The sequence below is a fragment of the Archangium violaceum genome (assembly GCF_016887565.1).
Classification (GTDB): Bacteria; Myxococcota; Myxococcia; order Myxococcales; family Myxococcaceae; genus Archangium; species Archangium violaceum_B.
This window is the reverse complement of sequence record NZ_CP069396.1, coordinates 12,523,144-12,535,197: the sequence shown is the minus strand read 5'-3', so window position 1 is coordinate 12,535,197 and position 12,054 is coordinate 12,523,144. Positions and strand designations below refer to the sequence as shown.

The following is a 12,054-nucleotide window of genomic DNA, read 5'->3' as shown; positions in this document are numbered from 1 at the left end:
CATGAACAGCAGCGCTCCCGTTCTCGTAACCGCCGCCACAGGGCGACAGGGCGGCGCCACCGCCCGGGCGCTGCTGGCCGAAGGCAGCACATCGGTGCGGGTGATGGTGCGCAGCCCAGACGCGCCGAACGCGAAGGCCCTCGCGGCGGCCGGCGCCGAGGTGGTCGTCGGGGATCTCGACGATCCGCGGTCGCTGCGCGCCGCCTGCGCCGGGGCACGGGCGGTGTTCTCGATGCAGTCGCCCATCGTCTCCGCGACCGGCGTTGACTACAGCAAGGAGCGCGAGCAGGGGAAAAACCTCGTCGAGGCCGCGTTGGCCGAAGGCGTCGGCACGTTCGTGCACACCGCGACGTCGGGCGTCGGCGACCACCGTAACGTCGAGGGCTGGGCCGAGGGTCGCTGGAAGTCCCACGAGGACTACTGGGAGAACAAGCTCGCTACCTGCGAGCTCGTGCGCAACGCCGGCTTCGACCACTGGACCATCATCCTGCCCGCCACCTTCATGGACCACCCCATGCTCGATCCCGCCGGCTTCGCCGACGGGCGCCGGCTGGTCACGGTGATCAGGACCGATCGGCCCATCGGGCTCATCGCCCCGGAGGACATCGGCAAGGCAGTCGCGGCGGCGATCAACGATCCCGCCAGGTTCAAAGGTGTGACGCTGCAGCTCGCCGGCGACCTGCTCACGATTCCTCAGATCGCCGAGATCCTCTCGCGCCTCGACGGCAAGGAGTACGTAGTGCAGTCGGGCACGGTCGAGGAGGCCGTCGCCGCCGGCTTGCATCCCGGCGTGGCGCGGGGCCTGACGTACATGAACGTCGCCCCGGTGCTGGCACGGCCCGAGAGCGCCCGCTCCTACGGTCTCTCGCCCATGAGCTTCGAGACGTGGGCCCGCCAGCAGCGAAGGATGACCTGACCGCCGCCCTGTTGAATTCAAGTGAATCAGGGCCGAGCCAGCCCATCGAGCCCAGGGGCGTCCCACGTCACCTCGAGGCTCTCGTGCCTCCGGACGGTGACGCTCTTCAGGAAACCCGGCTTCTGCCCCGGCACGAGCCGGAGACCTGGGAGACGCCGGAGCAGCGCCTCGAGCGCCAGACGCGCCTCGAGCCGTGCGAGCGGCGCGCCGATGCAGAAATGGAGGCCCTGGCCGAAGGCGAGGTGCTTCTTGACGTCAGGCCTCCGGATATCGAAGCACTCCGGCTCGTGGAACCTGTGCTCGTCCCGGTTGGCCGAGGCGTAGACGAGCCGGATGTGGGCGCCCTTCGGAATCGGGATGCCCCCGAGCTCCACGTCCTCCCGTGCGGTGCGGAACATGGCATGCACGGGGGAGACCATCCGCACCGCCTCCTCGACGGCGCCCGCGGTGAGGGCCGGGTTGTCCCGGAGTGCATGCAACTGCTCCGGGTTGTTGAGCAACAACTCCACCGCCCCCACGATGAGGCCCGCCGTCGTCTCGTGACCCGCGAAGTGTACCTGCATCAGCAGGCTCACGAGCTCCGCCATGCTCATCGGCGGCGTCATCCCCTGGCCCTCGGTGATGATGTCGCTCAGCAGATCCTCCCGGGGAGAGGTCTTCCGCTCCTCGAGCGCCGCGGCCAGGTAGCGCTGGAAGTCGACCACGCCTCGAGCGCACGCGACCTGGTGCTCGACGGGGCCATGCGCCGCCAGGACCGTGGACAGCTCGTCGGACCAGCGCCGGAACCTGCTGATGTCCGCGCGGGGGATCCCGAGGATCTCCGCGATGATGCTGGACGACAGCGGATGGGCGAACCGGAGGAACAGGTCCGCTCGTCCCTCCTGGATGAAAGCGCTGATGAGTTCGTCCACGAGGGCGCGGATGAAGGGCTCCTTCTCCGCGAGGCGCCGCCCGGTGAAGGCCTTGCTGACGAGGCCCCGGAAGCGCGTATGCGCTGGCGGATCGTTGTCGACGAGGCTCGGCACCAGGGGGTAGCCGTCCATCAGCGTGGTGACAACCTCCCGCGGCATCGTCGCGGCCCCCACCGTGATGGACTCGGCGGACGAGAAGCGGGCGGTATCGGCGACCACGGCGCTGATGTCCGCATGGCGCGTCACCACCCACGACCCGAGCAAGGGGCTGAAGAACACCGGCTCCTCTCGCCGTGCGCGTGCGAGGAACGGGTGAGGATTCTCGAGCTGAGGAGAGTCGAGCGGGTTGTACTCGGACCCAAGTCCGGAGGAGGTGCTGTCTTTGGACATACGGGCCGTGAGCTTACTGTGAGAGAGACCTCACTCGCGAAAACAGAATGCCCGGCGGCTCGGGCTGCGGATTCAGCGTCACCCGAGAGAACAACGAGCGATCGCTCGTCGCTCTTGGCGGCAGCGGTTGAGGGTTCAACAGCACATCGTCGGCGGAGCCACCACGGACCCTTTCCAGTTCAGACATGTCGAGTTCACGGAGGTCGACGGTGGCCGTTTCGGTCTTCCATTTGGTCATGTGCCTGCTCGTGGTCTGACCGGACGCGCCATGACAGCCGGTCTTGTCTGTAGGAATGAGTGGGGTTGAGCGCCGATGTGATGGAGACCGGACCGGGAAACCGTGTAGGGGCTTCGCTGGCGGCCTTCTGGTGCTCCTCTTCGACCGGTTGCTGCGCGCGCACGCCCGGTGCGTCAGGCAGGGGGCTTTGGCAGTGCCCGGTATGGGCTGTCTCTTCAGCGGCGTTTCGTCGTGCGAAGCGGGCGCTGTCGCCTCCACAGCACCCAGGGGCCCAGGAGCATCGGGATCATCGCGAAGCCTCCCGTGGCCGAGCACCCCAGGTCCGTTGTCCAGGGGCCCGCCGCCTCATCGCCATCCGGCGTCTCCCCCGGGCCGCCTGTTCCGTCCACCGTGAGCGTGGCCGGCAGGAAGTCCGGATGGGACGCTCGCAGCATGGCCCTTCCACTGGCTCCGCTCGGGCGGAAGTACACCCGGCGCTCCGTGGTCCCCGCGGGAAGGCGCACCGACTCCACCGAGTCCTTGCAACCTGTGTCCGTGTGGAAGCTCCCGCTCCCCGCCGGCACGCCGAGCGTCACGGGCACCTCGTACGGCGCGGGCGCGAGCGCATCCCCGGAGGAGGCCCTCAGCGACACCTCCACCGCGATGCAGCCGGACTTCGACTCCTCCGGCAGCCGCAGCTCCAGGTGGCTGGCCATGGGCGTGGCACTCACCCGCACATCATCCACGTCGATGGAGCCGACGAATCTCCCGGTGTCCGTCCACGGCTCGCCCACCCGGAGCTGTTCCAACTGGTAGTCCGCGTCCTGCCAGTCCATCCCCGAGAGGGAGGCGACCTCGACGCTGTCCAGCCAGAGCCAGGCCTGTCCAGCAGGGCTTCCCATCCCTCGGACACCGAACTCGACCAGGTACCAGCGGTCTTCCCGCACCGGCTCCGTTGTCGGCGTCCGCCGGCTGACGTACTGCCGGCCCGAGCCGTTCCTCACGGCCAGCTCCCAGACGGGGTCCTGCCGGGCGATGCGCAGCTCCACCAGCGCCGGCAGGGCCTGGACGAGCACCACATCCCCAGACGTGCTGACCGAGCGAAGGCGCAGCCACGTCCGGAAGAAGAACGACGACATCAGGGAGGGCCGTGCCACATCGGCGCTCGCCTGGAAGGCCGTGGTGCTGGAGCGATCGGTCAGCAGCAGTCCATACAGCCCCCGGTGCGCGGCGGCCGCGTCGCTGGCGAGGCTGTTGGGGCTGCTGATGGGAGTCTCATCCCAGCGGCCCGGGGGGGAATCCGACGAGCGCAGGGTTCCCGTCTCGAAGTCATCCGAGAACCAGTCGGCGGCGGCGCTCGGCACCGGCACCAGGAGCATGAAGCCCCCCAGTACGGTGCCCAGCACCTTCCGTGTAGCCCTTCCCGTGAGCATCCTGGCGAAGTGTAGCAGCATGGTTCGCGGCAAGGGCGTGCGCGGGAGCGCCTAGCGGAGCACCGTGAGGTCCACACGGTCCGCGTTGATGACGTAGCCGGACGAGCTGGCGTTCTTGCGGCCGGAGACGGTGACCTTCAGGGTGTGGGAGCCCGCGCTCAGCACGGGGCTGGTCCACAACAGCACCTGCTCCTGGCGGGTGGCGGAGTAGAGGTCCACGTCCACCGCCGTGCCATTGTCCACCGACACCGAGGCGATGCCGTGGTGCGGGGCCACCGAGCCATACAGCCTGGCCTGCGTGCCGGAGAAGCGCACCACATAGGAGGAGCCCGTGGTGCTCGAGTAGTGGTCATCGCCCTGGAACTTGCCGGTGCCGGTGCCCGCCTCCCAGGTGCCGGTGTACTCGAACTGCTCCTGGCCGGTGCCCACCACGCTGTCATTGAGCTGCACCACCACGGTCTGCTGGGAGGCCGTCACCGTGACGGTGGCACTCGTGCCCACGTTGCCGGCGGCATCCGCCGCCTTGGCCACCAGCGAGTGCTGGCCCGCGGTGGCGCTCCAGGTGAAGGAGTAGGGCGAGGACGTATCCTCGGCCAGCTTCACGCCGTCCACCCACAGCTCCACCTTCGCCACGCCCACGTTGTCGCTGGCGGAGGCCTGCACCGTCACACCGCCCACGGCCACGGTGCCGCCGGTGGGCTGGGTGATGCTCACGGTGGGAGCGGTGGTGTCTCCGCCCTGCGTCGCCCGCGTCAGGTCCACGCGGTCCGCGGTGATGATGTAGCCGGACGAGCTGGCGTTCTTGCGGCCGGAGACGGTGACCTTCAGGGTGTGGGAGCCCGCGCTCAGCGTGGCGCTGGTCCACAGCAGCTTCTGCTCCTGGCGGGTGGCGGAGTAGAAGTCCACGTCCACCGCCGTGCCGTTGTCCACCGACACCGAGGCGATGCCGTGGTGCGAGGCCACCGAGCCATACAGCCTGGCCTGCGTGCCGGAGAAGCGCACCACATAGGAGGAGCCCGTGGTGCTCGAGTAGTGGTCATCGCTCTGGAACTTGCCGGTGCCGGTGCCCGCCTCCCAGGTGCCGGTGTACTCGAACTGCTCCTGGCCGGTGCCCACCACGCCGTCATTGAGCTGCACCGTGTCTCCCGTGGGCGGCGGAATCACCGCCAGCGGGTAATCGTGGATCATCGGGAGCATCGGATCGTTCGGCCCGAAGTTGAGCTCGCAGCCGGTGACGTTCGTCGCCTGCCACGTCCACACGAAGACGCCCGCCGCGCCGCCCGCCAGGTACTGCTGGAACTTCTGGCGCATGGCCTCCCGGCGCTGGGTGCGGTTGGTCCGGCAGCCGCTGTCGGCGGCGTTGATGCCCGTCTCGCCGACGATGAGCGGCTTGTTCAGCGCGTTCATCGCGTTGATGGCGGGCGCGAAGTGCGGCGAGACGATGGTGTTGCCGTTGTTGTAGTCGTAGTCGTACTCGTGGAGGCTGCCCACGTCCACGTTCGGCACGTCGTGGATGAACTGGAAGCCAGCCTGTCCCCCATACGCCCACGGCGCCCACGAGCCCGAGCTGATCAGGTGGTTCGGATCGATCTGCTTGATGGTCGTGCTGACGTCGTTGAAGAAGGCCTTCAGCGTGGTGTTGTCGGTGTCACCCGGCTCGTTGATGAGCTCCCACATGCCCACGGCCGGCGAGCTCGCGAAGCGGGTCACCACCTGCTTCACCCACGGCACGTAGTTGGTCTTGTACCCGCTGGAGTACCAGGAGCTCTGCTTGCCGCTGCCGTCCGAGCCGTTGTAGCCGTCCCACTCGCCGCAGTAGCTGCGCCCGTCGGCCAGCGTGAGGATCAGCTTCTGGTTGTACTTCTCGGCCGCCGCCACCACCCGCTCGAGGTTGGCCAGGCCCTGGGGCTTGAACGCCCAGGCGCGGGTGAGGCCGTTGGCCCGCAGCCCGGCGAAGAACGCGTCCAGCTGCGCGTCGTTGGGCGCCGCGCCACAGCCCGTCAGCGGGAAGGCGTTCACGCCCACCATCTGGTACGGCGCGCCGTTCAGGTACAGCTGCTTGCCCTGGCGGTAGAGGAAGTTGGCCGGAGCCAGCGAGTGCATTTCGGTGAGGAGGCCTTCCTCGCTCTCCTCCAGGGGTGCGTTGCACGCGGCCAGGAGGAACAGCACGAGGAGTCCACGGAGTCGATGAAGGAAGGGGGGGGGATGCATGCGTTGCTCTCGGATGAGGAAAGGGACCTCGCGGTCTTGCCCAGGCCCAGAGCAACGGCAGTGCCATCCTGGCACTCCAGGAATTTCGATGATTTGCGGTGTTTCCTGTCCAGGTCCTGTCCTCTCCACAGGACAGGACCTGTTCACTCGAGTGGACAGGTCGGTCCGAGCGTGACGGCTCGGATTCAGCTCTTGAAGTAGCTCCCGCTCTCGAGGTCGGCGATGAGCGAGGGCTGAACCGGACGCCACCCGAAACGCTCCTGGGTGAGCTTGCTCGAGGCCGGGCAATCGAGTCCGGCGAAGGGCGCGAACCAGCCGAAGTGACTCGCGGCCTCCTCGGGCGATTTGGAGACGACCGGAAGGTCGAGGCGCCTCCCGATGACTTCGGCAATCTCCCGGAACGCCACCGCCTCCTCCGCCACTGCGTGAAGCCGTGTGCCCGCGGGCGCCTTCTCGAGTGCGAGCTTGAAGAGCCGGGCGGCATCGAGCCGGTGCACGGCGTTCCACCGGTTGCGCCCATCCCCGATGTACGCCGAAACGCCCTTCTCGCGCGCGATGCTGATGAGCGTCGGCACGAAGCCGTGATCCCCCTCGCCGTGGACCGAGGGCGAGAGACGGACCAGGGAGACGCGCGCTCCCCGAGCCGCCAGTGAGGCTGCTGTCTCCTCGGTGACGACACGGGGGATCACGCTGGAGTCGACTCCTGGCGCGTCATTCTCGTTCGCGAGCCGGCCCGGAGCGATGAGCGCGGTCCCCGAGGTGATGACCAGGGGACGGTCCGAGCCGAGGACCGCGGCCCCCAACGCCTCGATGGCGCGCCGTTCGATCTCGCAGACCTCCTTGAACCTCGCGAAGTCGTGGATGAAACCGTTGTGGATCACGCCCTCGGCGGCGGCGACGCCCCTCTTCAGGCTGTCCGGATCCTCGAGATCTCCTCGATGGACCTCGGCACCCGCCGCGGCGAGCGCGCTGGCCGCCTTGTCCGAGCGGGCCAGGCCGAGGACCCGATGACCCGCCTGGATGAGTTCCTGAACGATGGCTGAACCGATGAACCCCGTACCGCCGGTGAAGAACACTCGCATGTTATTGCTCCTGGGTGCGGCGCCAGACAGAGGCGACCGAGGCCTCGTCGCGCTCGCGAGCAAAGACATACGTGGGGCAGACCGGACTTGGAATGCGCTGGGGTGCGGAAGACTTGCGCGATCGTTCGGCGGGTCGTGTCCCTACTCCGAGTGGCTGGATGCCTGGGGTGGGACGCGTCTACCGGCCATGGTGCGCGGACCGGTCTCGAGCTCGAACACGTCGTGAGGGGCCGGCTGGAGGTTCCGGGCCGCGTTTCGATAGTTGCGCGGAGCGGTGCCCGTCACGCGCTTGAACGCGTTGCTGAAGGCGCTCTCGGACGTGTAGCCCAGCGAGGTGGCGATCTCCGAGATCAACGTGCCCTCTTCGCGCAGGCTCCGCTGCGCCAGACGCATGCGCCACTCCACGAGATAGGCGAGCGGTGCCACACCGGCAACGGACTTGAAGCGCACCGCGAAAGTGGTGCGCGACATGGCGGAGGCCTTCGCGAGCTCCTTCAGGGTCCATGCGCGCCCCGGGTCGCCATGCATCAGCCGCAGCGCGGGGGTGATCCGTTCATCGCTGATCGCGCGGAGCCAGCCGGAGGGCATCGTCCCGGAGCTCGCGAGGTGCGCGCGCAGAATCTGGACGAACAGGAGCTGCGCGAGCTGTGCGGACGCGACGCCGGCTCCTGGCAACGTCGAGCTCTGCTCCTGGAAGATCTGTTCGACGATCCATCGGAGCGGCGCGGCCTGGGGAGACACGGCGCGCACGTGGACGAGCGCGGGGAGGACGTCCGTCAGCAGAGAACCGCTCGACGGGTGGAGCGAAACCATTCCGGAGATGAGGGCGCATTCGGAGCCGTCGCCGTCGCCGATCTCCGCGAAGGCCCCGCGCCTGGGCGCCAACACGCGGTACGCATCCTTCGGCGGTATCGTCAGACTGCTGGCCGTGACGAAGCCGTGCCGGCCGGGGAGGAGAATGACGTCGCCCTCGTTCAGCAGCACACCTTTCTTCTGCCCGTCCACGCGCAGCCAGCAGCTCCCCCGCGCGACCGCGGAGAACTTGAGCTTTTCCGGCGCCGGAAAACGAAGGGACCAGGCTCCCCTCGCGATGAAGCCGCCGGAGACGACGGAGTTCGCTTCCGTCAATTGAAGGACGTCCGAGAAGGGATCGTTCGACACCTCCGAACGATCGCGCAACTCGGATGGTGCTTCAAGCCATCGATCGTTCGAGCGCCGGACGGCGCATGGGAGCCGTGGCCAGCCATCACACCGGCTTTGGCACTTCGGTCAGTCCCCGCCGACGCAGGTCCTCGAGATCCTCGGTGAGCCCCACCTCGAGGCTCCGCTCCGCCTCGATCTCCACACCGGAGCAGAAGCTGGCAGCATCAACCTGCTGTCCACGTGACCGGGGCAAACCCACGTCTCAAGTCAGCCCACTTGATGGACGCCGGGTGGAGGAGGCAGTCAATGCGGGGAAAGCCGTTAATCCAGCTTGATCTTCTTCTCCGTGTATGACACCCCTACACTGCCCGTGCAGTGACCCCTCTCACTGCGCCCCCCCGGAGGCAACATGCACCCCCATCGGATCCCATCGCGTTTCGTGGCGATGATCCCCCTCGTAGCACTCGTGGTCGTGACGGCCTGCGGCAGCGCCTTCGAGCCTGACGCGCCGCTCGTGCGCGAAGAGGCCATGGTCGGTGCCGGGGACTGCCTCAACCTGGTGGCGGAGTCGGGCGTCACCGCGGCCGGGCCGGCCGGGTTCACGTGGTGCGCGAACGAGAACGGCACCTGCACCTTCACCCAGCCCGTGGACGTGGCCTACGGCGCCAATGGCGGCTACCTGTACCGGGATGGCGTCACGGGCTCCATCACCTTCAACAACACGACCTTCGGTGGTGACCCCAGTCCCAACGTCGCGAAGGCCGGCTACTACCGGAACGCGGGAGGTCCGCCGGGATACACGAAGTGCGGCGACGAGGGGAGCACGTGCTCCTTCAGCCGCACCGTGGATGTCGCCTTCGGGGCCCACGGCCTGTTCAACTACAAGTGCGGTGTCACGGGCAGTGTCGCCGCGAGCACTGACAACTTCGGCGATCCGATCTTCGGGTCGGCCAAGGCCGCCTACTACCGGATCTCCGGGGGCCCCGCCGGATACACCTGGTGCGCCGACGAGAACGGGACGTGCACGCTGAGCGCGACCTCGGACGTGGCGTACGGCGCGAATGGCAGCTTCGTCTACAAGTCCGGCCTCAGCGGGACGATCACCGCCAACAACGCCACCTTCGGCGACCCCATCCCGAACGTCCCGAAGTCGGCGTATTACAAGGTCTCCGCCACGCGCAACGGCCCGGCCGGGTTCACGTGGTGCGCGGACGAGCGAGGAACCTGCTCGTTCACCCAGCCCGTGGACGTGGCCTACGGTGCCAACGGCAGCTTCGCCTACAAGTACGGGGTCACCGGAACGGTCAGGTTCGACAACCCGGGCTTCGGTGATCCGGCACCCAACAAGGCCAAGGCGGGTTACTACCGGGCAGCCAGCGCCGGGACGGGTGATTGGAGCGCGCAGTGGATCTGGCTGCCCCAGGATCGTCCGAACAACACCTGGCTGCGCTTGCGCAAGAAGGTCACGCTCTCGCAGAAGCCGACCAGCGCCTCCCTCCGGCTCGCGGCGGAGAACAAGTACTGGCTGTACATCAACGGACAGCTCGTGGTCCCCGATGGCGGGCTCGACCTGCGGCCGGACCTCACGAACACCTACTACGACGCGCTGGACATCGCCCCGTACCTGAACGCCGGTGACAACGTCATCGCCGCGCTCGTCTGGTACAAGGGCGGGCTCGAGGGCTACTCGCAGAAGATGACGAGCGATGGCGGGTTCCTCTTCGAAGCCGCCCTGACGGGCGCGACGCCCGCGAAGATCGTCTCGGACGGCTCGTGGAAGGTGTCGAGGCACCCGTCGTTCGCCCGGACCAGGCAGCAACAGCAGTGGCAGGACATCAAGTGGGTCGAGTACCCGGTGGTCTACGATGCGCGCAACGACCCGGGGGAGTGGACCGGGCTCTCATACGACGACCGCACCTGGCCGTCCGCCACGCAGCGGGGCACGCCGCCTTCCGCCCCCTGGAACAAGCTCGTCCATCGCACCATCCCGATGCTGAAGAACCCGGGGCTGATGCCATACGTCAACCAGGCGAGCCTCCCGACGTCGCTGTCGTCCAACACCACCTTCACGGCCGACGTGGGCAACAACCTCCAGGTGAATGCCTATTTGAAGGTGAACGCGCCAGCCGGGGTCACCATCACCATCCGGATGAACAAATACTACCAGGAGCAGTATGTCACCCGGGCGGGAGTCCAGGAGTACACGACGTATCAGTGGCAGAACACGAGCGGCCAGCTCTGGTCCAAGCACGGCGTCGAGTACGCGTTCACGAACGTCTCTGGCCCGGTGCAGCTCCTGGAGCTCGAGTACCGGCCGCTCGGCTACAACACCGAGCTGGTCGGCAGCTTCTCGAGCAGCAACCCGCGCCTGAACACGCTCTGGGCCAAGAGCCGGAACACGTCCTACGTGTGCATGCGCGACCAGTTCTACGACTGCCCGGACCGGGAACGCGGCCAGTGGTGGGGCGACGTCTCGGAGCAGATCCTCTACTCGTTCTACCTGTACGACGACCGGTCCGCGCTGCTCGCGAAGAAGGGGTTCCGCGAGCTCTTCAACACCCAGAAGGCCGACGGCTCGCTGTACACCACCGCGCCGGGGACGCTCTTCCATCTCCCGGACCAGAACATGGCGGCCGTCGACGCGCTCGGGCTGTACTACCTGTACACCGGAGATCGTGAGCTGGTGGCCGAGCTCTACCCGAAGGTCGCGGCCTTCATCAAACAGTACGTGGCGACGGCCCGGAACAGTGACGGCATGCTGGTTCTGCGCAGCGGGGTGTGGAACTGGATCGACTGGGGCTCCAATCTCGACGTGCAGACCGGGAGCGCCAACACGGTCGCCAACGGCCTGTTCATCCGGCTCCTGGAGACCGGCAAGCTGCTCGCACAGGCGGCCGGGAGCAGCTCCGACGTGAGCGATTACCAGTTGCTGCAAGACGCGGTGAAGGCGCGCTTCAACCCGTACTTCTGGAACAGCGGGGCCAACGCGTACGTCTTCGGCAGTTTGAACGGAGTGCAATCGAGCACCGTCGACGACCGCTCCAGCGCCTGGGCCATCCTCGCCGGCACGGCGGATGCCTCCCGGCTTCCCGGGGTCCTGCAAGTGCTGAAGACGAAGGTGAACGCCAGCCCGTATCAGGAGCGGTTCATCGAGGAGGCCATGTTCCAGGCGGGAAGCGACACCGAGGCGATCAACCGCATGCTGAGCTACTACCAGCCGGACATCGACTCGTGGTCGCAGACCCTGTGGGAGCGGATGGGGACCACGGAGGACACGAACAACCACGCCTGGGCGGCGAGCCCCGCATACCTCCTCGGCGCCTTCGTGGCCGGGGTCAGGCCCACCGCGCCGGGATGGACGTCGTACCAGGTCACACCGCAACTCGGCACCCTCACCGCGGTGTCCGCGACGGTGCCGTCGCCGCGGGGGGCCATCACGGTGGCGCACACCCTGTCGGCCGGCGGTTACGTCCTGGACCTGACGTCACCGGCCGGTACGCAGGCCCTGGTGGGCATCCCCAGGAAGCAGCCCTGGACGTCGGTCAGCGTCAACGGTGTCACGGTGTGGCGCCAGGGGCGGTTCGTGGATGGAGTGGCCGGGGTCACCCAGGCCAGCGCCGACAGCGCGTACATCAAGTTCAACGTCACCCCTGGAACCTGGCGCTTCGTTGCGCAATGACACCAGGCCTGCTCCCGGAGACGGTGTCGGAGACGGTGTCAAAGCTAGACCTTCTCCGCCCTCATGGAAGGT

The 12,054-nt window shown here is 67.6% G+C and carries 8 protein-coding genes; 2 read left to right on the top strand and 6 right to left on the bottom strand.

What is annotated here, in order from left to right; all coding sequences use genetic code 11:
- The first annotated feature begins 1 nt into the window (after position 1).
- A complete protein-coding gene (locus tag JRI60_RS50080) occupies positions 2-916 on the top strand; it encodes an NmrA family NAD(P)-binding protein (protein WP_204223223.1) in 915 nt (304 codons plus the stop codon).
- 26 nt (positions 917-942) lie between these two features.
- On the opposite strand, the gene JRI60_RS50075 is transcribed toward JRI60_RS50080, so the two are convergent.
- From JRI60_RS50075 to JRI60_RS50050, 6 genes are all read right to left on the bottom strand, one after another.
- Entirely contained in the window at positions 943-2,217 is a 1,275-nt protein-coding gene (locus JRI60_RS50075) for a cytochrome P450 (RefSeq protein WP_204223222.1), read from the bottom strand.
- A 13-nt stretch (positions 2,218-2,230) separates the two neighbouring features.
- Positions 2,231-2,455, bottom strand: a complete 225-nt coding sequence (locus JRI60_RS50070; protein ID WP_204223221.1) for a hypothetical protein — start codon at positions 2,453-2,455, stop codon at positions 2,231-2,233.
- Positions 2,456-2,670: 215 nt separating this feature from the next.
- On the bottom strand, positions 2,671-3,867 hold the full coding sequence (locus tag JRI60_RS50065) for a hypothetical protein (RefSeq protein WP_204223220.1): 1,197 nt from the start codon (positions 3,865-3,867) through the stop codon (positions 2,671-2,673).
- Between the two features lie 51 nt (positions 3,868-3,918).
- On the bottom strand, positions 3,919-6,078 hold the full coding sequence (locus tag JRI60_RS50060) for an Ig-like domain-containing protein (protein ID WP_204223219.1): 2,160 nt from the start codon (positions 6,076-6,078) through the stop codon (positions 3,919-3,921).
- A 185-nt stretch (positions 6,079-6,263) separates the two neighbouring features.
- Positions 6,264-7,160 (bottom strand): SDR family oxidoreductase, encoded by an 897-nt coding sequence (locus JRI60_RS50055; RefSeq protein ID WP_204223218.1) that lies wholly within the window; start codon positions 7,158-7,160, stop codon positions 6,264-6,266.
- Between the two features lie 141 nt (positions 7,161-7,301).
- Complete coding sequence (locus JRI60_RS50050; RefSeq protein WP_204223217.1) at positions 7,302-8,339, bottom strand: AraC family transcriptional regulator; 1,038 nt, start codon at positions 8,337-8,339, stop codon at positions 7,302-7,304.
- 409 nt (positions 8,340-8,748) lie between these two features.
- Here JRI60_RS50050 and JRI60_RS50045 point away from each other — a divergent pair, with 409 nt between their 5' ends.
- Positions 8,749-11,982: an alpha-L-rhamnosidase C-terminal domain-containing protein gene (locus JRI60_RS50045; protein WP_204223216.1), complete on the top strand. Its 3,234-nt coding sequence runs from the start codon at positions 8,749-8,751 to the stop codon at positions 11,980-11,982.
- The last annotated feature ends 72 nt before the right edge of the window (positions 11,983-12,054 follow it).